20 protein-coding genes and 1 pseudogene are annotated in these 21,637 nt (G+C 62.0%); 12 read left to right on the plus strand and 9 right to left on the minus strand.

The features are described 5' to 3' along the window. The 7 genes and pseudogenes from ACS4RS_RS27250 (at position 1) to ACS4RS_RS27280 (ending at position 8,969) form a co-directional block, all read left to right on the plus strand. Positions 1-1,413, plus strand: coding sequence for an amidase family protein (locus ACS4RS_RS27250; protein WP_439013135.1), 1,413 nt, complete (start codon positions 1-3; stop codon positions 1,411-1,413). After that, positions 1,410-2,942 carry an ATP-binding cassette domain-containing protein gene (locus tag ACS4RS_RS27255; RefSeq protein ID WP_439013136.1) on the plus strand — a complete coding sequence of 511 codons (1,533 nt, stop codon included), beginning with the start codon at positions 1,410-1,412 and terminating at the stop codon, positions 2,940-2,942. The genes ACS4RS_RS27250 and ACS4RS_RS27255 overlap by 4 nt, the downstream gene beginning before the upstream one ends. Continuing rightward, positions 2,932-3,981, plus strand: a complete 1,050-nt coding sequence (locus tag ACS4RS_RS27260) for an ABC transporter permease subunit (RefSeq protein WP_439013137.1) — start codon at positions 2,932-2,934, stop codon at positions 3,979-3,981. Before ACS4RS_RS27255 ends, ACS4RS_RS27260 begins: the two co-directional genes overlap by 11 nt. After that, positions 3,978-4,922, plus strand: coding sequence for an ABC transporter permease subunit (locus ACS4RS_RS27265; RefSeq protein ID WP_439013138.1), 945 nt, complete (start codon positions 3,978-3,980; stop codon positions 4,920-4,922). Before ACS4RS_RS27260 ends, ACS4RS_RS27265 begins: the two co-directional genes overlap by 4 nt. Positions 4,923-4,947: 25 nt before the next feature. Beyond that, positions 4,948-6,237 carry an amidohydrolase family protein gene (locus ACS4RS_RS27270; protein WP_439013139.1) on the plus strand — a complete coding sequence of 430 codons (1,290 nt, stop codon included), beginning with the start codon at positions 4,948-4,950 and terminating at the stop codon, positions 6,235-6,237. 428 nt (positions 6,238-6,665) lie between these two features. Continuing rightward, a pseudogene (locus ACS4RS_RS27275) lies at positions 6,666-7,658 on the plus strand (carbon-nitrogen hydrolase family protein). A 210-nt stretch (positions 7,659-7,868) separates the two neighbouring features. Next, entirely contained in the window at positions 7,869-8,969 is a 1,101-nt protein-coding gene (locus ACS4RS_RS27280; RefSeq protein WP_439013140.1) for a methyltransferase domain-containing protein, read from the plus strand. A gap of 159 nt (positions 8,970-9,128) precedes the next feature. Here ACS4RS_RS27280 and ACS4RS_RS27285 read toward each other — a convergent pair whose 3' ends face one another. Together ACS4RS_RS27285 and ACS4RS_RS27290 are read right to left on the minus strand one after the other, a co-directional pair. After that, positions 9,129-9,827: a ribonuclease activity regulator RraA gene (locus tag ACS4RS_RS27285; RefSeq protein ID WP_439013141.1), complete on the minus strand. Its 699-nt coding sequence runs from the start codon at positions 9,825-9,827 to the stop codon at positions 9,129-9,131. A gap of 27 nt (positions 9,828-9,854) precedes the next feature. Then, complete coding sequence (locus ACS4RS_RS27290) at positions 9,855-10,640, minus strand: SDR family oxidoreductase (RefSeq protein WP_439013142.1); 786 nt, start codon at positions 10,638-10,640, stop codon at positions 9,855-9,857. A 93-nt stretch (positions 10,641-10,733) separates the two neighbouring features. Here ACS4RS_RS27290 and ACS4RS_RS27295 point away from each other — a divergent pair, with 93 nt between their 5' ends. Next, on the plus strand, positions 10,734-11,606 hold the full coding sequence (locus ACS4RS_RS27295) for a LysR family transcriptional regulator (protein ID WP_449314046.1): 873 nt from the start codon (positions 10,734-10,736) through the stop codon (positions 11,604-11,606). Positions 11,607-11,612: 6 nt separating this feature from the next. Here the strand turns inward: ACS4RS_RS27295 and msrA are convergent, their stop codons facing one another. Beyond that, positions 11,613-12,122: a peptide-methionine (S)-S-oxide reductase MsrA gene (gene msrA, locus ACS4RS_RS27300; protein WP_439013143.1), complete on the minus strand. Its 510-nt coding sequence runs from the start codon at positions 12,120-12,122 to the stop codon at positions 11,613-11,615. A 189-nt stretch (positions 12,123-12,311) separates the two neighbouring features. Between msrA and ACS4RS_RS27305 the strand changes: the two genes are divergently transcribed. The 4 genes from ACS4RS_RS27305 to ACS4RS_RS27320 are packed head-to-tail and all read left to right on the plus strand — an operon-like array spanning position 12,312 to position 16,280. Next, positions 12,312-13,457, plus strand: coding sequence for an extracellular solute-binding protein (locus tag ACS4RS_RS27305; RefSeq protein WP_439013144.1), 1,146 nt, complete (start codon positions 12,312-12,314; stop codon positions 13,455-13,457). Next, entirely contained in the window at positions 13,457-14,347 is an 891-nt protein-coding gene (locus ACS4RS_RS27310) for an ABC transporter permease subunit (protein WP_439013145.1), read from the plus strand. Before ACS4RS_RS27305 ends, ACS4RS_RS27310 begins: the two co-directional genes overlap by 1 nt. Further along, positions 14,344-15,171 (plus strand): ABC transporter permease subunit, encoded by an 828-nt coding sequence (locus ACS4RS_RS27315; RefSeq protein ID WP_439013146.1) that lies wholly within the window; start codon positions 14,344-14,346, stop codon positions 15,169-15,171. The genes ACS4RS_RS27310 and ACS4RS_RS27315 overlap by 4 nt, the downstream gene beginning before the upstream one ends. Before the next feature lie 29 nt (positions 15,172-15,200). Next, positions 15,201-16,280 (plus strand): ABC transporter ATP-binding protein, encoded by a 1,080-nt coding sequence (locus tag ACS4RS_RS27320; protein ID WP_449314047.1) that lies wholly within the window; start codon positions 15,201-15,203, stop codon positions 16,278-16,280. Positions 16,281-16,285: 5 nt separating this feature from the next. Here ACS4RS_RS27320 and ACS4RS_RS27325 read toward each other — a convergent pair whose 3' ends face one another. The 6 genes from ACS4RS_RS27325 to ACS4RS_RS27350 form a co-directional block, all read right to left on the minus strand. Further along, on the minus strand, positions 16,286-17,119 hold the full coding sequence (locus tag ACS4RS_RS27325; RefSeq protein WP_439013147.1) for an inositol monophosphatase family protein: 834 nt from the start codon (positions 17,117-17,119) through the stop codon (positions 16,286-16,288). A gap of 176 nt (positions 17,120-17,295) precedes the next feature. After that, positions 17,296-18,189 (minus strand): PfkB family carbohydrate kinase, encoded by an 894-nt coding sequence (locus ACS4RS_RS27330; protein ID WP_439013148.1) that lies wholly within the window; start codon positions 18,187-18,189, stop codon positions 17,296-17,298. A gap of 24 nt (positions 18,190-18,213) precedes the next feature. Next, positions 18,214-18,861, minus strand: coding sequence for a TenA family protein (locus ACS4RS_RS27335; protein ID WP_439013149.1), 648 nt, complete (start codon positions 18,859-18,861; stop codon positions 18,214-18,216). Between the two features lie 2 nt (positions 18,862-18,863). Continuing rightward, positions 18,864-19,706, minus strand: a complete 843-nt coding sequence (locus tag ACS4RS_RS27340) for a BtpA/SgcQ family protein (protein ID WP_439013150.1) — start codon at positions 19,704-19,706, stop codon at positions 18,864-18,866. Positions 19,707-19,741: 35 nt separating this feature from the next. Continuing rightward, positions 19,742-20,515 carry a glutamine amidotransferase gene (locus tag ACS4RS_RS27345; RefSeq protein ID WP_439013151.1) on the minus strand — a complete coding sequence of 258 codons (774 nt, stop codon included), beginning with the start codon at positions 20,513-20,515 and terminating at the stop codon, positions 19,742-19,744. A gap of 38 nt (positions 20,516-20,553) precedes the next feature. Further along, the gene (locus ACS4RS_RS27350) at positions 20,554-21,633 is read right to left on the minus strand and encodes a phosphotriesterase family protein (RefSeq protein WP_439013152.1); all 1,080 of its coding nucleotides are present in this window, start codon (positions 21,631-21,633) and stop codon (positions 20,554-20,556) included. Between the last annotated feature and the right edge of the window lie 4 nt (positions 21,634-21,637).

Consider the following 21,637-nt stretch of genomic DNA (forward strand, 5'->3'; position numbering starts at 1 on the left):
ATGCAGGGCGATGCAACAGACCTGGCGGCAGCGATCAGGCATGGCCGGCTGAGCGCCGCAGAGGCGATGCGGGCTTCTCTTGACGCAGATCGGCGGCAAGAGCGGATCGGCGCGATCGCCTATCGCGATGCAGCGATGGGCCTCGCTTCGGCCGAGGGCCGCGACCGGGAACGGCAGAGTGAGCCCGAACAGGTTGCCGCCAGGCCGTTTGCCGGCGTGCCGACCTTGGCGAAGGATCTTGGCGGGCCTTTCTCCGGCCTGCCGGTCGCGGCCGGGTCCCGTCTCTTCGAAAGAAAAGGCGGCGAAGCCGATTCCGACCTCGCTTTCCGTTTCCGCGACGCCGGCTTCTGTCTGTTCGGCTTGACGACGAGCCCGGAATTCGGCCTGTCGCTTGCCAGCGAACCGGCGATCGGACCAGTCAGCCGCAATCCGCTCGATCCGGCACGGACGCCAGGCGGCTCTTCCGGTGGTGCGGCAGCAGCGGTTGCCGCAGGCATCGTCGCCATTGCGCACGCGACCGATGCCGGCGGCTCGATCCGCGTGCCCGCAGCCTGCTGCGGCCTTGTCGGAATGAAGCCGACACGCGGCGCCATGCCGGGCGGACCATCCTTTGGCAATCACCTCGGCGGGATCGCCAGCGAACTCGCGGTTTGCCGCTCGGTGCGGGATACCGCGCGGATATTCGACAGGCTGAGCGGCAATTCACGAGGGCCCTTTCCGGATCCTTCTCCTGTCGACATCGGCAACGGCCGTTTGCGAATCGGCTTGCTGGCAGATACCGGATCGGTCCATCCGACCGAGGGCGATCGGCTCGCAGCCGTTGAGGCTGCCGCTCGTGCCCTCGAGAACGACGGACACGAGCTCGTTCCGCTGAGCTGGGCCGAATTCGAACGGAGTGTCACGTCAAGCCGCCGCGCCTTCGCCGATATCGTCTCCGTCAACCTCGCGGCGCTGATCAAGGCGCTAGGTCTCGATGAAAGCAGGGCCGAGCCTCTGACGCAGGCCTTCGCGGCGCGCGGACGGGCGCTTCCCGCCACCAGGCTCTGGGATAGACTGAACGAGGCTGTCCTGGTGAGCCATAACCTCTGGGCGCTGTTCGACAGGGTTGATTGCATCGTGATGCCGATGCTCTCGTCTGCGCCTCTTGCGATCGGCTCCTTTCCGTCCGATCATGGCGACACGGATCTCCATCTCGAGCGGATGACGGCATTCGCGCCGCTTGCCTGCCTCGGTAATATTTCGGGTTTTCCTGCTTTGACGCTGCCTTTCGGACAGGATGAGCATGGCATGCCGCTGCCGGTGCAGATCATGGCGCCGATGGCTCACGAGCCGCGCCTGCTGTCGCTTGCCGCACGTCTGGAGGCCGAGGGGCGATGGCAGCACCGTTTTCCAGTCGCTGGATTACCGTCATGACCGAACCTGTGCTGGAGATTATCGGCGTCAGCAAGCGCTTCGGCGGCAATCTTGCCAATGACGATATTTCCATGACGCTTGCCAGGGGTGAGGTCGTCGCTCTGCTCGGCGAAAACGGCGCCGGCAAGACCACGCTGATGAGCATCCTTTTCGGCCATTACATGCCCGATGCCGGCCGGATTCTGATCGACGGTCTGGAGGTGCCACAGGGCAAGCCGCGTGCGGCGATCCGCGCCGGCGTCGGCATGGTACATCAGCACTTCTCGCTCGCACCCAATCTGAGCGTTCTCGAAAATGTCATGACCGGCACCGAAAGCCTGTGGGTCTGGCGGTCGGGAACATCAGCGGCGCGAAAGAAGCTCCTGGCGATTTCCGAGCGCTTCGGCCTCAAGGTCGATCCGGATGCCCGTATTGGCGACTTGTCGGTCGGCGAGCAGCAACGCGTCGAGATCCTCAAGGCGCTCTATAACGATGCCCGCATCCTGATCCTCGACGAGCCGACGGCAGTGCTGACCAATATCGAGGCCGAACGGCTGTTTACGACCTTGAAGGAGATGGCCCGCCAGGGGCTGTCGCTGATCTTCATCTCCCACAAGCTCGACGAGGTGATGGCGGCAGCCGACCGCATCGTCGTGCTGCGCGGCGGCAAGATGGTCGCCGAACGCAAGGCGTCTGAAACCAGCAAGGCGGAACTCGCCGAACTGATGGTCGGCCGCCGGGTGACGCGGCCGGTGCGCGAGCCGTCGACGCCCGGCGCGGTTGCGCTCGAAGCCATCGATATCACAGTGCGCATGAACGGCGTCGATCGGTTGAAATCGATCAGCTTTCGGCTGCACCAGGGCGAGATCCTCGGCATCATCGGCGTTTCCGGCAACGGTCAGGCGGCGTTGGCGCACCTTCTCTCCGGCACGCTGGCACGCAGCGGCGGCGACCTTAGCCTGTTCGGCGAAGCCGTCGGCAATCTCGGCGTCGCCGAGGTCGTCGACGCCGGTATCGGCCGCATTCCTGAAGATCGCAACGCGGAGGGCGTGATCGGCGAGATGGCGGTCTGGGAAAATGCCGTCCTTGAGCGCCTTGCCTCACCGGCCTTCTCGCGCCGCGGTCTTGTCAACCGCAAGGCCGGCATGGCCTTTGCAAGGGCGATCATCGACGAATTCGATGTTCGCGGCGGCGGGCCGGCCGCGCGTACCCGGGTGCTCTCCGGCGGCAATATGCAGAAGCTCATCCTCGGCCGCAACCTGCATCGGCGACCGCGTATCCTGATCGCCGCGCAGCCCGCACGTGGACTCGACGAAGGGGCCGTGGCGGCCGTGCACGCGCGCCTGCTGGAAGCCCGCCGGCAGGGTGCCGCCGTCCTGCTGATCTCCGAAGATCTCGACGAGGTGATCGCGCTCGCCGACCGTATACAGGCAATCGTCGGTGGCCGCCTGTCACCGCCCGTCGAGGCGGAAGACGCGGATGCCCGCAGGCTGGGGCTGATGATGGCTGGCGAATGGCAAGAGACCCGCGAGACCAGCCATGCGATTTGAGCGCCGCGAGCATCGTCCGCTTTACCTGCTGATCGGCACGCCCGTTATCGCGGTGATCGCAGCGCTTGCGCTGGCGGGCATCTTGATCGCCATTGCCGGCGCGCCGGTGCTCGATGCTTATTGGCGTATCCTGATCGGTGCCTTCGGCTCGCGGCTGTCGGCGACCGAAACGCTCACGCGGGCAACGCCGCTGATGCTGACGGGGCTTGCCGCCGCCGTCGCCTTTCGGGCGCGGCTCTGGAATATTGGCGCCGAGGGCCAATTTTATCTCGGCGCCATCGCCGTTGCCGCGGCGAGCTCGAAATTGCTGGGCAATCTGCCGGCTCCGCTTCTCATTCCGCTGTTGCTGCTGATCGGCGCCGTTGCCGGCATGGTGCTCATTCTCATTCCCCTTTGGCTCAGGCTGCGCTTCTCGGTCGATGAGGTCGTCACCAGCCTGCTGCTGAACTTCATCGCCGTGCTCTTCGTCTCGATGCTGATCGACGGCGTTCTCAAGGATCCCCTCGCCTTCGGCTGGCCGCAGTCGCAATCCGTCAGCGATCATGCCATGCTGCCGAAGTTGATTGCCCGCTCACGCCTGCATATCGGCTTTGCGATCGCGATAGGGCTGGCCGTCGTCGTCCATTTTGTTCAGTCCCGCACCGTATTCGGCATGCAGTCGCGCGCAGCCGGCCTCAATCCCATCGGCGCGATTTTCGCCGGCGTCCCGCTCGGCAAGACCTTGGTCAAAGTCGCCTGCCTGTCCGGCGGGCTTGCGGGGCTCGCGGGAGCGATCGAGGTGATGGGGGTCAAGGGTTACGTGACGACCGATCTGTCACCGGGTTTCGGCTATTCCGGCATTGTTGTCGCGATGCTCGCCAACCTCAATCCGCTGGGGGTCGTCTTCGCCGCCATTTTCACGGCCACCATGTTCGTGGGCGCGGACGGCATGAGCCGGGGCCTCGGCATCCCCACCTATATCGCCGATGTCACGGTGGCGCTGTCGCTGTTGACGATGCTGATCGCGTTGTTCTTCACCCAATACAGGATCCGGCGATGATGCAACTGTTCGACATCATCGGTTCGGCGGGGCTCTGGGCGGCAATCCTGCGCATCGCCACGCCGCTGATTTTCGGCACGCTTGGCGCATTGCTCTGCGAACGGGCCGGCGTGCTCAATCTCGGTATAGAAGGCATCATGACCTTCGGCGCGATGATCGGCTGGCTTTCGGTCTATCACGGCGCCGATCTCTGGACCGGCCTGCTGATTGCGGCGCTGGCCGGCGGCGTCTTCGGCCTTCTGCATGCATCGCTGACGGTGACGCTCGGCCTCTCCCAGCATGTCTCCGGTCTCGGCGTCACGCTGTTTGCCTCCAGCTTCAGCTATTATGTCTTCCGGCTGATCGTGCCGCTTGCCAATACTCCGCCCACCATCGTGCCGTTCCAGCCGATCGCCATTCCCGGTCTCTCGACATTGCCCTTCATCGGGCCGGCCTTCTTCACGCAGACGGCGCCGACCTATCTCGCAATCCTTATCGCCCTGCTGATGGCCTACATCATCTTCCGCACGCCCGTCGGCCTTGCGATCCGCATGACCGGCGAAAATCCGCATGCGGCGGAAGCCCAGGGCGTCAATCCGATGAAGGTGCGCTACGGCGCGGTGATTGCTGGAAGCGCGCTGATGGGAATGGGCGGCGCCTTCCTGACATTGTCGGCGTTCAACAGCTTCTTCCCGACCATGGTGCAGGGACGTGGCTGGATCTGCATCGCGCTTGTCGTCTTCGCCTCCTGGCGGCCGGGCCGCGCGCTGTTCGGCGCCCTGCTCTTCGCCTTCTTCGATGCCTTTCAGCTTCGGCTGCAAACCGCACTCAGCGGGCTCGTGCCCTATCAGCTCTTTCTGATGACGCCCTATATCCTTTCCATTGCCGCCCTTGCCGTCATGGCCCGCCGCGCCCGCGTTCCACAGGCGCTGATGCAGCCCTATCGGCGCGGCGAACGCTGAACCACTTCTGTCCAACGAGGCTTCGATGCTCGATCTGATCGTCAGAAATGCAAATCTCCCCGATGGCCGAACCGGCATCGATATCGGCATCCAGGGCGGCAAGATCATCGCTGTCGAGCCCAATCTCCAGGCGCAGGCGCAAGAAGAGATCGACGCGACCGGCCGGCTGGTCAACCCGCCCTTCGTCGATCCGCATTTCCACATGGACGCTACCCTGTCGCTCGGCCTGCCGCGAATGAACGTATCCGGCACGCTGCTCGAGGGCATCGCGCTCTGGGGAGAGTTGCGCCCGATCGTGACGAAGGAGGAACTGGTCGATCGTGCGTTGCGTTATTGCGATCTGGCGGTGACGCAGGGGTTGCTCTTCATTCGCAGCCATGTCGATACCAGCGATCCCAGACTGGTGACCGTCGAGGCGATGATCGAGGTTCGCGAAAAGGTCGCGCCCTATATCGATCTGCAGCTGGTCGCCTTCCCCCAGGACGGTTATTACCGCTCGCCAGGCGCAATCGACGCGCTCAACCGCGCCCTCGACATGGGCGTCGATATCGTCGGCGGCATTCCCCATTTCGAACGGACGATGGGCGAAGGTACGGCGTCGGTCGAGGCGCTCTGCCGCATCGCCGCCGATCGCGGCCTGCCGGTCGACATCCATTGCGACGAAACCGACGATCCGCTCTCGCGCCATATCGAGACACTGGCTGCGGAAACCATCCGCTTCGGCCTGCAGGGGCGCGTCGCCGGCTCGCATCTGACCTCGATGCATTCGATGGACAACTATTATGTTTCCAAGCTCATTCCGCTGATGGCGGAGGCCGAGATCAACGTCATCCCCAATCCGCTGATCAACATCATGCTGCAGGGCCGGCACGACACCTATCCGAAACGCCGCGGCATGACCCGTGTTAGGGAATTGATGGATGCGGGGCTTAATGTTTCCTTCGGGCACGATTGCGTCATGGACCCCTGGTACTCGATGGGATCGGGCGACATGCTGGAAGTCGGCCATATGGCAATCCATGTCGCGCAGATGGCCGGCATCGACGACAAGAAGAGGATCTTCGAGGCGCTGACCGTCAATTCGGCAAAGACGATGGGCCTTGCAGGCTACGGCCTGGAAAAGGGATGCAGCGCCGACCTGGTCATCCTTCAGGCCAGCGACACGCTGGAAGCGCTGCGGCTGAAACCCACCCGCCTGGCGGTGATCCGCCGCGGCAAGGTCATTGCGCGGTCGGCGCCACGCATCGGTGAGCTTTTCCTGGACGGGCGCCCGGCACGGATCGACGGCGGCCTGGATTACGTGCCGCGCCATTGAGAGGCGACGGAAGCTTTTCGGTTTACCGGAGCAGCTTCCATCTGCGCCAAAACAAAAAGGCCGCGAAGTCGCCCGGCCCCTAACCTAAATGTGGAAAGCAAGTATTTTGTGATGCACTATTCGCTTGCGGCACGGGCGTTGCGAGCGGTTTAGCTTGCTGAAGATATTTCCGTGAAGCATTCGCTTCGCCTGACCGTCGCATAGCGTCGGGTTTTGCGACTTCGCCAGTATCAGTCGCAACAACAGCTTGACGAATCAGCACCTGCTCGACAATTTTATTTCGGCGTGGCCTGCGCCTAACCTCCCAGACCTTCCCCAGCATGGTCTTGAACGGAGGCAAAGGGACTTTCGTCTCAGGCCGCTGTCTTGGTCCGATCGTTTCGGGCGGGTTGCTGGGGAACTGCGTCCGAGACGTGAAAGGCCTGACAATGACGCAAAACGGAAATCTCAAACGCCTTGTACGTGCTCGCGCAGCCAAAACCGGCGAATCTTACACCGCAGCTCTTCAACATATCCGCCAACTTACGGACGAGCCCGTGATCCGTTCAATACGGATCGCTGTCGCCCAAACATCGCTGTTCAACGATCCTCGTGATATTTCGGCGCTCCGTGGCAGCGGAGCGGAAATGCGCAGCCTTATGGAGGAGGCCCATAAGAAAGGCGCTCGCCTCATACACTTCCCCGAGGGAGCGACCTGTTCGCCTAACAAGCGCATCATGTCTGAGAATGGACCTCGGGAAATTGGCCCGTCCGATTGGACCCGCTGCGAATGGAGTGTTTTGCGGGAGGAACTGGAGACTACCAGAAAATTTGCGAGCGAACTTGAGCTATGGACGATATTCGGCTCCGTCCATCAGCTCTCTTCTCCACATCGACCGCATAATAGTCTCTATGTGATATCCGATCGTGGAGAGCTGGTGACACGTTATGACGAGCGTCTGCTATCGAATACGAAAATCTCTTTTATGTACTCGCCGGGAAAAAATCCGGTGACCTTTGAGGTGGACGGTCTCCGTTTCGGCTGCTCGATGGGCATGGAACTGCATTAACCGGAAATTTTCACAGAATATGAACGGCATGATGTCGATTGCGTACTATTCTCGACCACAGGCGAGACGCCTTCAACGCCTTCACTGGCTTTCGCTGCGGAGGCATTAGGACACGCTGCTAGTAATTCCTACTGGATCAGTTTTTCAGCTCATGCGCCGCAGAGCGTCACGGTCCCCTCCGGAATAGCTGCGCCTGATGGGCAATGGGCGGTACGATGCCCCACAAGTGGGGAAGCTGCGATCGCTGTTACGACCATCAGAAATGATCCGGAGTCTCCTGCAAGACCTTGGCGGCGAAACGCTCGTGCCGACCTTTACACGCCTCACCAGATAGATGGTGATCCGCGGAGTGACGGTCGCAACCTATTCTGACGAATAGGCATTGGTCAGCGGGGTGGTTTACCCGCTGACCTGCCGGTGCACGGCAAGGACGAATTTCCTGCCTTGTCGCGGAGATCCTGACTTCCGAACGCGGCAAAAGTCGGGATTTTTGCAACACACGGGTAGCGGCACAGATGGGTGGAAAGCGGACGGTCTTCTTCCCATTGGGTTTCGCGGGATACCCGCCATTCGGTATTGCAGATGTCGGTCGCAGATCGTCGATTTCTGCGGCTGATATTTGCGCCAGAAAATCCCTGGAAAATAAGCGCTTCCGGTACTGTCGCGGAACTTAGGATTTTTGCGACATTTGAACGGCCGGTTCCGACCCAGACCTGGTCGTTCATGGCAGGAGGCGAGGACGCCTGGAGCGGTGGATCATATCTGTCGCATGTTTCGGGACTTTCGCGACAGGAATTTATGGAGGTGGTTCTGCTGATGACACCTGACGAATTGAAGATCGTGCGGCGAGCTTATGCGAAGCAGATCACGGCGGCTGTGAGAGTTGTCGATGAACGTGTTGAAGCAGCCTTTGCCAAAGTATCGCGAGAAGATTTCCTTGGTCCCGGTCCGTGGCCGATCTTCCGAATGCGAAAAGCCTATGTTCCGACCCCGACCGCCGACCCGGTCTACCTCTATACGGATGACGTTGTTGGTATCGTCCCTGAGCGCCACATCAACAACGGACAACCTTCACTTCATGCCTTCCTGCTTTCGCGGGCCACCCTGCAAGCGGGCGAGCATATCGTGCATGTTGGCGCTGGTGCCGGCTACTATTCTGCGATCATGGCGGACCTCGTTGCCGCATCCGGCAGGGTGACGGCGATTGAGTTCGAGCAGGAGCTTGCTGCGCGGGCGAAAGCAAATCTCGCTGCCTATCGGAACGTTTCCGTGGTTCAGGGAGATGGCAGCTCCGTAGCTTTCGATTCCGCCGATGTGATCTATGTGAACGCCGGCGCGACCCGGCCCGCGAATATTTGGCTGGACCGGCTCAATAATGGCGGAAGGTTGATCCTACCGCTTACGACCGATCTTGGATTTACTAGCAGCAATTGGAGCAACATGCACCTTCGCGGGGCGGTGTTCCTCGTGACGCGTAGGACTGAGGAATTTCACGCGCAATGGATTTCGCCGGTGGCTATCTTCCCCTGTGAAGGAACGCGCGATGAGGAATCGGAAAAAGCGCTCGCGGCGGCGTTCGAGAGCGGGGAGCACAAGCGGGTGACCCGGCTGTATCGTACTGATGAGGTGCCGGCCGAGCGATGTTGGGTTCGCGCTCCCGGCTGGTGCCTAGCCTATGCCTAGGCGACGGTTCGGCATCATACCGTCGCGTAATTCCTAAGTTTCGCGACAAAAATCTCCACCGCAGAAAAGTCGGGAGAATTTCTGTCGTAAAAGTAAATCACGATTTGGGTTACGGGCTGGGCGAAGCCGCGATCCCCACAATCCGTGTTAGCCCGGAGCCTATTTCTTCGAGGCCTGGTAGAGCGCCTTGGTTTCGGCGTTCATCGGATAGAGGCCGGGCAACGGTACGCCTTCATCGATCCTGATCATGATCCAGGCTTCCATGCGCTCCTGTTCCGGCGCTTCTGCCAGCACCGCCTCGAGCAGATCGGCCGGGATCAGCACCGCGCCGTCCTGGTCGACGACGATGATGTCGTCAGGAAAGACCGCAACGCCGCCGCAGCCGATCGGCTGCTGCCAGGCGACGAAGGTCAGGCCGGCGACTGAAGGGGGTGCTGCGACGCCGCTGCACCAGACCGGCAGGTTGGCATCGAGCACGCCGGCAAGGTCGCGTACGACGCCGTCGGTGACGAGGGCTGCAACGCCTCTCTTCTGCATGCGGGCACAGAGGATATCGCCGAAGATGCCGGCATCGGTGACGCCCATCGCGTCGACGACGGCGACACAGCCTTCCGGCATCGCCTCGATCGCGGCGCGCGTCGAGATCGGCGAGGCCCAGGATGCCGGCGTCGCCAGATCTTCGCGGGCAGGCACGAAGCGCAGGGTGAAGGCCGGACCGACGATGCGCGGCTGGCCGGGCTTCAGGGGAACGGCGCCGCGGATCCAGACGTTCCGCAGGCCCTTCTTTAGAAGAACGGTCGTCAGTGTCGCCGTCGAGACGGTCTTGAGGGTTGCTATCGCTTCAGCGCTGAGGGCCATCGGGTATCGGTTCCAATTCGGTTTCTGTCAGATGCTCTGGATCATGCCGCCATCGACGCGGATCACCGATCCGGTAAGATAGGAGGCAGGTTCGCTTGCCAGGAAGGTGACGACATTGCCATATTCTTCCGGCCGGCCATAGCGGCCGAGCGGAATGCTGCCGGTGCTCTCAGTGACAACGTCATCGATGGAGCGGTTTTCGCGTTTGGCCTTCTGTTCATCGAGGAAGGTGATGCGGCCGGTGGCGATCCGGCCGGGCAGGACGATGTTGACGGTGATGCCGTCGCGCCCGACCTCACGCGCCAGCGTTTTCGACCAGCCGACCAATGACAGGCGCAACGCATTCGAGATGCCGAGATTGGCGATCGGCGCGACCACGCCCGACGAGGTCGAGGTGACGATGCGCCCCCATTTGCGCGCCCGCATCTGAGGCAGCACCCGATCGGTAATGGCGATGACGGAAAGCACCATGCTCTGAAAATACTGGTTCCAGAGCGTCGGATCCTGGCCGGAGACGGTGGTCGGCGGCGGGCCACCGGTATTGTTGATGAGGATATCGACCGGGCCGAACTGGCGCTCGATTGCAGCGACATGCGCATCGATCGAACCGAGATCGGAAAGGTCCCATTGCAGTGCCAGCGCCTTGCCGCCTTCGGATTCGATTGCAGCCGTGGTCTTCTCAGCGGCGGCGAGATCAATATCCGCTGCGGCAATTCTGGCGCCTTCGCGCGTAAGTTTGGCGGCAATCGCGCTGCCGAGTCCGCCGCCGGCGCCAAGCACCAGGGCCGTCTTGTCCTTCAGGCCGAAATCCATTTCATCTCCTCATATGGTCGGGCCATCTTTCGGAGCAATGGATTGTAAATAAAATATGGCTTCTGCTTCGTTCAAGAGATAGAAAAACTATCGATGGACACACGCTTTCTCGAAACCTTCATTGTCGTTGCCGACCGGCACTCGCTGGCGGAGGCGGCCCAGCGGCTGAACCTCACGCCTGCGGCTGTTGCCCAGCGTATCCGCGCATTGGAGGCCGAGCTCGGGGTGCGGCTGCTGGTGCGCTCCGGCCGCGTCATGCGGCCGACGGAGGCGGGATTTGCCATTCTCGACCGCTGCAGGGATCTGGTGCGCGACACACGCGACCTGAAGGCCATGGCCGGTACCGCGACGATTTCGGGCGAGATGCGGATCGGTGCGATCAATACGGCGCTGACCGGCCTCGTTCCCGACATTCTCCACCGTCTCGCCCAGGATTACCCGCTGATCGAGATCTTCCTCAAGCCGGGCGCGTCGATGGACCTCTATGCCGAGGTTTTGAACGGCGCGCTGGATGCGGCCTTCATCATCGAGCCGCGATTTCCGATGCAGAAGACGTTGACCTTCAACAAGCTACGCCAGGAACCCCTGGTGCTGATCGCTCCGCGGGACTGTGAGGGGGCGGATCCGCTCGAACTGTTGAAGACCCTGCCGTTCATCCGCTACGACCGCAACCAGTGGGGTGGTCACATCGCCGATGAATATCTGCGCGAAATCGGCATCCATCCGGTCGAGCGTTATGAGCTCGACGCGTTGGAGGCGATCGCGGTGATGGTGGATCGCGGTCTCGGAATCTCGATCGTGCCGGATTGGGCGCCGCCCTGGCCGGCTGGCCTTGATATCGTCAAGCTGCCCCTGCTCCGCTCGTCCGCCGTGCGCACGGTCGGCATCGTGGTGACGCGATCCTCGCCACGGGCAAATCTCGTCGCCGCGCTTCTGGAAACCAGCCGCGCGGCGATGGGAGCCTGATCAATTTCAGGCGATCTTCTGGCGGACCGGCAGTTTCCAGCCGGGCCGGACGAAATGGCAGGTATAGCCGTTCGGAATCCGCTCCAGATAATCCTGGTGCTCGGGTTCGGCTTCCCAGAAATCGCTAACCGGCACGACTTCGGTGACGACCTTGCCGGGCCACAGGCCTGATGCATCGACATAGGCGATCGTATCCCTGGCGACGCGCTCCTGCTCAGGGGTGACGTAGAAGATCGCCGAGCGGTAGCTCAAGCCAACATCGTTACCCTGGCGGTTGCGGGTGCTCGGATCATGGATCTGGAAGAAGAATTCGAGGATTTCCCGATAGCTGATCTTGGCGGGATCGAAAATGATCTCGATCGCTTCGGCATGGGTTCCGTGGTTGCGGTAGGTGGCGTTCGGCACGTCGCCGCCGGTATAGCCGACGCGGGTCGAAATCACGCCTTTGTAGCGGCGGATGAGGTCCTGCATGCCCCAGAAGCAGCCACCGGCGAGCACTGCACGTTCTTCGGTCATTGGGTGTCTCCTTGTTTGCCCAGAGATAGTGTCTGCAGCCCGCGATTTCCATATGGGCGAAAATAAGCACAGCTGTGCAATTCTCTTCGAATAGCGCCATTCCTGTCATGTCGATGTTACGCGGCGGCGCTAGCAAAGTCCTGAACAATCCTGCGGAGGCCGAGCCTCGATAGCTGATGGAGATGGATTATGAACAGGCGTGAATTTTTGATCACTTCCTCGGCTGCGGCCGGTCTTCTGGCTCTTCCGCGCTTCGCATCGGCGGCAGTCGGCACGATCGATCTCTATAGCGGTTCGGACGCCAACATCATCGACCTCTGGAACAACATCATCCGCCCGGCCTTCGAAAAGGCGCATCCTGAAGTCGCCCTGAAGGTAACCGATGCCGGCGACAATAACGGCCTGCGCGCCATCGCCGACCGCGCGCTCGCCGCGCTGAAGACAAAAACCGATCCGCAGGCCGATCTTTTCGAGCAGTTCGATCCGCGCCTGCCGGCGGGTGGCATCGATGCCGGCCTCTGGGTGAAACTGTCAGCCGAAAACATCGAAGGCTACGACCATATCAATCCGCTCGCCCACGATACCCCCTACTCGCTTCCCTATCGCGGCTCGCAAGTCCTGCTCGCCTACGACACGACCAAACTCGACCCGAAGGATGCGCCGAAGAGCTGGGAGCAGCTCACCACCTGGATCAAGGCCAATCCGGGCCAGTTCATCTATAACAGACCCGACAAGGGCGGTTCGGGCAGCAACTTCGTCCGCCGCGCCATTCATGAGGTGAACGGCCGCGATCCGAAGAAATTCAAGGTCGACAATTACACGGCGGACTACGGCACCGAGGCCCTGACGCCGGCCTGGAAGATCCTCAATGATCTCGCGCCTTCGCTCTACGACAAGGGCGCCTACACATCAGGCAACACCCAGTCGATCCAGCTGCTTGCCCAGGGTGTCGTCACCATGGTGCCGGTCTGGTCGGACCAGGTGCTGCAGGCGATTGCCCAGGGCGTGCTGCCGGAGACGACGGGGCTGGTGCAGCTTGGCGATCTCGCCCTTTGCGGTGGCTTCTCCAGCATCACTGTCTTCTCGAATGGCGCCAGCAAGGATGCGGCGCTGAAGCTTGCCGCCTTCATGCTGACGAAGGAGATGCAGGAAGCGATCATCACCCAGATCGGCGGCTTCCCCGCCATCTCCTGGGATCACATCTCCGACGATCTGCGCAAGAAATATGCCGACGTCATTCCATCGACCATTCCGACCTTCCCGAGCGGCGATTGGGAAAAGGCGATCAACGACGGCTGGTACCGCAGCGTCGCTCCCGGTATCAGCCGCACCTGATGCCCGCCGAAACCGTGCTGGCGGCACCGCGCCGTCACCAATCGATCAACAGGGGGAGTTCGATCGGGCTCCTCCTCGTCGCCCTGCCGGTCTTCCTGCTTGCCTGGCTGATCGTCTTTCCGATCTTTTCGGCGGTTTACGGCACGATTTTTGTTCGAGGCCCTGATGGCGCGACGGCCTTCTCACTTGCCTCTTACCGCTTCTTCTTTACCGATGGCTACAGCCTCGGCAATCTGTGGCTGACGCTCTGGACCACTGCCGTCTGCGGCACCCTGCTGCTCGCGATCGGCTTTCCGATCGCGCTCTACCTTCGTTTCTCGCAAGGGCGCCTTGCGGCTTACGTGCAGGGCCTGGCGATCTTTCCGATGTTCGTGCCGTCGATCATCCTCGCCTATGCGCTGATCAGGACCGTCGGGCCGAACGGCACCGTCGACCTGCTGCTGAATTCCGTCGGCCTGCCCAAGCTGCGCACGCCCTATCTGACGCCATGGGGACCGGTCATCGGCCTCGTCTGGGACAATCTTCCGCTGACGGTGCTGATGCTGACGGCCGGGCTCTCCTCCGTTTCGAACAGCGCCATCGAGGCTGCCCGCGACGTCGGCGCAAGGCCGTTTCGGGTGTTCGTCTCGATCATCCTGCCGCGCATGGGCAATTCGCTGCTGGTGACGGCGTCCTTTGCCGTGCTCGGCATCTTCTCCGCCTTCACCCTTCCCTATGTGCTCGGCCCGGCATCGCCTGAAATGATGGGGCCGTTCATGCAGCGCACCTTCGCCGACATGAACGACCCGCTTGATGCCATGACCCAGGCCGTCATCACCTTCGGCTTCTGCCTGGTCTTCGGCATCTTCTACATCCGGTCGATCGCCCGCAACCGCGAGGCCCGGCCATGAGCGCCGGCAGATCGCGCATCACTTTCCGCTTCGACTGGGTCGGCCTCGTCTTCGCCTGCCTGCTGACGCTGTTCATCGCCCTGCCGCTGATCGTCGTCGGCACCTGGGCCTTCACCGAGATCTGGCGTTATCCGTCGGTGATCCCGCAGCAGTTCGGCCTGCGCTTCTGGGGCCAGACGCTGGCGCGGCCGGATGTCTGGGATGCTCTGTTTCTCAGCCTGCGGCTGACGACGACGGTGACGCTCCTGTCCGCCGTCATCTGCCTTCCCGCGGCTTATGCTTTTGCGCGCCTGCGCTTTCCCGGCAGGAACATTCTGTTCCTGTCGTTTCTCGCATCGCATGCCTTCCCGAAATTCGGCCTGCTCGTCGCCATTGCCGGCATCTTCCTGCAACTCGGCCTGATCAGCACCTTCTGGGGCGTGGTGCTGATCCAGCTCGTCGGCACGCTGATGCTGATGATCTGGATCCCGGTCGCCGCCTTCCAGAATGTCGACCGACGCATGGAAGAGGCGGCCCGCGATGCCGGTGCTGCGCCGCTGCGCGTCTTCTGGTCGATCACCCTGCCGCAGGCCGCACCGACGATATCAGCCGCCCTGCTTTTGACCTTCGTCGGCACCTTCTACGAGACCGAAGGCGCCTGGCTGATCGGCGCGCCCGAGATCCGCACCATGCCGGTGCTGATGATCAGCTTCATCAACAATCAGATCGTCGTGCAATACGGCGCCGTGCTTTCCGTCATGCTGTGGGTGCCGTCCTTCATCGCGCTGATGTTTGCCCGCCGCGTTATCGGCACCGGCGCCTTTGCGAGAGGTTTTGGCGCCTGAGAAGCCTCGATTGAGGAAAGGGTTTGAGAATGGCACATCTGGCGATCGAGAGCGTTTCGAAACTGTTCGGAACCACCTTTGCCGTGAACGACTTTTCGCTCGAAGTCAGCGACGGCGAGCTTGTCTGTCTGCTCGGCCCCTCCGGCTCCGGTAAGTCGACGCTTCTCAGAATGATCGGCGGCTTCGAGCGTCCGAGCGGCGGAACGATCCGCATCGATGCCAGGGATGTGACCAACCTGCCACCCGAGCGCCGCCCGACCGGCATGGTGTTCCAGAGCCACGCGCTCTGGACGCATATGGATGTCTTCAGCAATATCGCCTTCGGCCTGAAGCTGCGGCGGCTGCCGAAATCCGAAATCCGTGAGCGCGTCGAGAATGCGCTTGATATGGTCGGCCTTGCCGACTACGGGCGGCGGATGACGACGCAGCTGTCGGGCGGACAGCAGCAGCGGGTCGCGCTTGCGCGTTCGCTGGTGCTCGAGCCGAAGATCCTGCTTCTCGACGAGCCCTTCGCCAGCCTCGACCAGCACCTGCGCGAAAGGCTGCGGGAGGAGGTGCGCGATATCCAGCAGCGCCTCGGCATCACCACGCTCTTCGTCACCCATGGCCAGGACGAGGCCCTGGCGCTTGCCGACCGCATCGTCGTCATGCGCGACGGGCGCACCGAGCAGATCGCGCCACCGAGCACCATCTACCGGCAGCCGCAGACGGCCTTCGTCGCCGGTTTCATCGGCTCGATGAATTTCGTCCTGAGCCGGACCCGAAACGGCGTCTGCGACCATCCGCTCTTCCCGGTTGCCGTTCCCGTCGACGACGGGCCGGTGACGCTGGCCACCCGCCCGGAAGCGCTGACGATCCGTCCTTCGGACCGAGCGGACGCCGCCTGCGTCCATCGCATCGTCGATTTCGGCACACACAAGATGGTCGATGTCGATCTTGCCGATGGCACCCGCCTGAAGGCAATGGTGGCCCCCGACGATCGGATAGAGGCCGGGATGAAGGTCGAGCCGAGTTTTATGAGTTTCTTCGTCTTCCGCGACAATACGCTCGTTCACCAGGGAGCGCCGGCAAGGACCGGTGCGGAGCTCGGACGGTTGGTACCGGTCTAAAGCAATTACGCCTTCACCAGGAAGCCTTCCCTGAGCCAGGGATACAGCGCCTTGCTGGCGGCGAGGATATCGCCCGGACCTTTGACGTCTGCGCCGGAAAAACGTGTGACGACACCACCTGCCTCCTCGACCATCAGCGCCGAGGCGCCGAAATCATGGATCGAAAGCCCGTCCTCGAAAAAGCCGTCCAGCCGGCCGCAGGCGACATAGGCGATCGACAGGGCCGCCGAGCCGAGCCGGCGCACGCCTGCCGTATTGGCCATCAGGCGTTTGATGGCGTCGAAATAGGTCTCTTCGGCAACTGCCTTGACCTGGCCGGGGATCGGCAGGCCGGCGCCGATGAGCACGTTTTCGATGTCGCCGACATCGGCGCAGCGGATGCGCTCACCGTCGAGATAGGCGCCGCCGCCGCGCTCGGCACTGAAAAGCTCGTCCTGCATGGCGTCATAGACGACACCGGCGACCAGCCGGCCGGCCTCGGCGATCGCGATCGTCATGCCGAAATGTGGGAGGCCCCAGGCGTAATTGGTGGTGCCGTCGATCGGGTCGATGTAGATGATCGGCGTCTCCGGCCCCGCGGTGCGGTTGCCGACGGCTTCCTCGCCCTGGATGGCATAGTCCGGGAAGGCCTTGGTCATTTCGTCGACGATGATCCGCTCGACGGCGACATCGATCTCGGTCTGATAGTCGCGCGGCGCCTTGGCGAGCATTTCCTGAGAGGTTCGCCGCCGCAGCGAGCCGCGGGCGGTTTCGCCCGCCTTCACCACCGTTTCGGCAAGCACAAGGAGGCGGGACGACGCGGTTGGGGAGAGGCGCGCTGAAATCGGGGAGGATGTCATGATGAAGATCCGGATGCTGCAGATGTGACGGAGTGACTCGTGCGGGAGCAATCCCTTCGCAGAGGCTGATGATGGTTTGATGAAGCTGTCGGCTGCCGCTGCCGCCAAAACCCATCCAACGGTCGACGAGAACGCAGAGTTTGTTTGTGAGCGTCAGCATAATGGCGTCAAGCCGGTTATTTCAAGATCGTTTCAAGCTCGGAAACCGTAGGGAACGCCTTTCTGGTCCCGTGCCGAGATACGGTGATAGCGGCGGCGACGGCCGCATGCTCGATGGCCTGCCTGTCCAGCCGTCTCCCCCGCAGCCCACAGGATGCCAGCGCCACGGCCATAAACGTATCGCCCGCACCTGTCGTATCGACCACATCGCACGCTCGGGCGGGCACTTCGATGCTATCGTGCCGATTGACAAGCGTCGCGCCGCCGCTGCCGAGGGTCAGAACGATTTCGCGCAGGCCCCGGCTCAGAAGATATTCTGCCGCATCCCTGCCTGTCGTTCCTGTCAGGGCCTCCGCCTCACCCTTGTTGAGGAATGCTATGTCGATCAACTTCCAAAGGTCGGAGAAATAGGAACGCACCGGCGAGGGATTGAATGCGGTGACCATGCCGATCGCTCTTGCCTGCTCCAGAATGTCGCGGGTTGTCTGATCGGACAGATTGCCCTGCAGCATCATCAGATCGCCTTGACCGGCCGTCGACAGGCTTCGTTTGACATGGGACAGGGACAGGCTTTGTGCCGATTCCGTCGTCGTGACGATGGCATTTTCACCGCCCGGGAGCCGGAAGATGATCGAGACGTCGCTCGACGTATCTTCCATCTCGATCAGTTCGCTCCGAAGCGGTTCCTCGGCGAGGTAGTGGCGGATCATCTCGGCCCTCCCATCCCTGCCGACAGGCGCCACCAACGTTGTCGGAACGCCGCAGCGGGCCATGACGACCGCCTGGTTCGTGCCCTTGCCGCCAAGATCGCTGCCGCCGGCAGTGCCGAGGATGGAGGCACCAATGACCGGAAGTTCGGAAACGGCGATAGTTTCGTCGATGGCGACATTTCCGACTATGTAGGCGCGCATGCATCCGCTTTCGCAAGGCTGAAGCTAAAGATAAGGCGCATTGTGAAAATCGATCTCGAGCTGCATCGCCTGGCCGAAAATCGCGCTCAACCGCGCCATTTCATCCTCTTCCAGGGTTTCTCCTGCCGTGTCGAGTTCATTTTTCAGCCATTGCGCCTGGGCGGCGAAATTAGGATCGACATGCAGGGCGACCCATTCCTTCAGCAACGGATCGCTGATCGAGCGGGTTGCTGCTTCCTTCGACCAGGTCCAATACATCCACTCGGCCGCAAACATCGCCGCGACCGTGTCGAGGAAGCCGCCCTGGCGGGCGATCTCCAACATGCCGGCACGAAAGGCTTCGACCTCGGCGACGCCGGTGTCGAAGGATGAAGGATCAATGCTGCGGCTGGCGAAGGTGCGTTCGAAATAGGCGATCTGCTCGCTTGCCAGCCCGTCGAGAACCGCGATCAACCAGCGCTTCTGCGTTATCTTCTTGGCGGTCGCCGCCGCATAAGCAAAGATCGAGATGGCGCTGTCTACGAAGGCGCCTTCGTAGACGAGGTAACGCTCGAAAGCCTCCTTGCTCAACGTGTCGTTCTTCACATCCTCGACGAAGCGGTGGCCAAGCATCGTCCGGAGGACGGCGTCGTTCTCACGCAGAATGCGGTCTGAAAGGCGCTCCTCGCCCATGCTCAGCCCTCCAGTCCCGGTTCGGCGGCCGCCCGGAAGGCGCGCACCCGCTCAACGTCGACAGGATTCCACCAGACGCCGCCATGTTTCAGCGATGAGGCGACGATGACGCCGTTGGTGCGGCTGAGAATATCGACGATATTGTCCTTGTTGACGCCGGAGCCGACGAGCAGTGGCAGATGCGTCGCTGCGCCGATCTCCTCGATTTCCTCCATCGTCGCCGAATTGCCGGTTCGCTGGCCGGTGGCAATGACGCAGTCGGCATCGAAGAAGGCGAGGTCACGCGTCAGTTCCTGGATCGAGCGGTCGGCGACGATGGCGTGGCTGCCGTGTTTGACGTGGCTGTCGGCAAAAACCTTGATGTGCTCGGCCCTGAGCAGCGAGCGGTAGCGCATAGCTTCCGCGGCCCTGCCCTCCATGAAACCTTCATTGGCAACATAGGCATTGGCCCATTGGTTGACGCGGATGAATTTGGCGCCGCCGGCCATGGCGATGGCGAAGGCTGGAATCGGCGCATTGGCAAGGACGTTGACGCCGAGCGGAATGCCGGCAGCGCGGGCGATCCGGTCGGTGACGACGGACATGAAACCCGTCGTCTCGGGGCCGATGTCTTCGGGCTTCGAGAATGGTAGGTCGCCGTGATTTTCGACGATCAGCCCATGCAGGCCGCCTTCCATACAGGCTTCGGCGTCGCGCATGCACGCGTCGTAAATCGCGTCCATCGCAGCAGCCCTGTAGCGGGGTGCGCCCGGGAAGGCCGGGCAGTGGATCATGCCGATCAGAACCTTGTCCCTGCCGAAGATGTCCCTGACCGCGTTGGATGATCTGTCCGAAATTTCCTGCATGTCATTCCCTTTTCAATTCCTGCCGCGTGCTGAAATCACGCCTGGTTCTCGGTGAGCCAGCCGAGGATGTTTTTCCACAGCCGGCCGTAGCCCTCCCATTCGCAGAAGGCAGGTGAGAGCCAGTGTGGGCCGATATCCGACGTCCAGGCCGCCGTCCGGCCAGTGCCGTGCATGCCAACGACGAGCAGCGGGTAGCCACCCTGATCCTGCGGCAAGCGTGCGACGACTTCGACATCGGCGCGGTTGCGAACTTCGACCTCGTTGACGCCGAGAAGCACCGGCCAGGCGCCTTCGAGGCCCTGCATCGTCGGGTGCTCAGGCTTCACCACTTCGGCAATGGTTCCCTCGGGGATCTCGACGCGGTCGTCATAGGGCAGGCAGGTGACGGGCAAAGTGTCTTCGACCGGGGTGCGGCGCCAGCGCGCCTTGCCATCGATGCCCTGGAAGGAGAAATAGCCACCGACCATCAGCAGGCCGCCGCCCTTTTCCACCCATGCCTTCAGCAGCTTCAGCCGGTTCGGCACCGTGCGCGAATGCAGCCACACATCCGGCGGCAGCAGCAGCGAATTGGCCCCGATATCGGAGAGGATGATGGCGTCATAGGAGTCGAGCCCAGTCATATCGAAGGGGAACTTCTCCACCGCCTCATGCGCCGGCATATAGGTGAGTTCGAAGGCGCTGCCGGCGAGCGCCTTAACCAGCGGTTCGGCGCCAAGATGGAAGGTGACGCTGCCGAACTGGTCGAAGCCTTTGTAATGCGTGGCCGAGCTGACCCAGCTCTCGCCGACAAGGAGGATTTTCTTTGTCATGGTCTTCCGGTTACCTGTGATCGATTGAATTGATGGAGCTAGGCTCCGGTTTCAAAGACGCGGCGCGGATTCCCGCGCATCATCTCGTTAAGGACCGTCCCGTCCAGGCCGTGCCGCTGAAGACGCGGGAGGAAGTGGCGAAGGATGTAGGCGTAGCCGTTGCCGCCGTAGTGCGTCAGCATCATCTTCAGGAAGACGTCGTGCGACAGAAGAACCCGGTCGAGATAACCGGCCTCGACGAGACGCACGATCGCGCGCGCAGCTTCTTCGTCGCTCGGGCACTGCACCTGCTGGTCGGCATAGAAGAAATCCATTCCGATCATGTCGTATTCGATGAAGGCGCCGCGCTCTGCCAGCTCGCTCTGATAGGCAATATCGTCGTGCGACGGGTTCATGTGGCAAAGGACGGTGTGGCTGAGATTTGCACCCTCTTCCGCCACCACGTCGAGCACGCGATGGCCGAGACGGAACCAGCCCGGCAGATGAACCATCATTGGAAGGCCGGTCAGCACCTGCGCCCGGGCAGCACCGCGCAACGATTTCTCTTCCTCAGAGGTGAAATCCGAAGAGACGCCGATCTCGCCGATCATGCCGATCCTGACACCGGTGCCGTCGACGCCTTCCCTTGCCTCGCGGACGATTTCGCGCGCGATGTCATCGGCGCTCATCGCCGCGACGCCTTCCGGATGCGAGGAGCCGAGGTAATATCCCGCCCCCATCACGATGTTGAGACCGGATGCCTTTGAGATACGCTGGAGCGCCAGCGGATCGCGGCCGATGCCCTTGCAGGTCGGCTCCACCACCGTCCGTCCGCCGGCGTCGGCGAAATCCTTGAGTTCGACTACCGCCAGATGTTCGTCGTCGAGGGTGATATTGTGCTTGTTGACGAAGGGATCCTGCCGGAGTTCGCCGAGGATCTCCATGCAGACGAAGCTTTCGGTCAGATATTGGCGCTCCGGCGTCTTGGGCGCATGCCACCAACAACGGCAATCGTTGAGGATATGCTCGTGCATCAGTGTCACGCCAAGCGCATCCGCCGAAATCGGGCCGGTGACCGTCATCACCTTGCCGGAGCGGACATGCGCTTCGGACAAGCTATCTGTTGGCTGCTCGCTCATCGCC

It is taken from the genome of Rhizobium sp. F40D2 (assembly GCF_051810745.2).
Classification (GTDB): Bacteria; Pseudomonadota; Alphaproteobacteria; order Rhizobiales; family Rhizobiaceae; genus Rhizobium.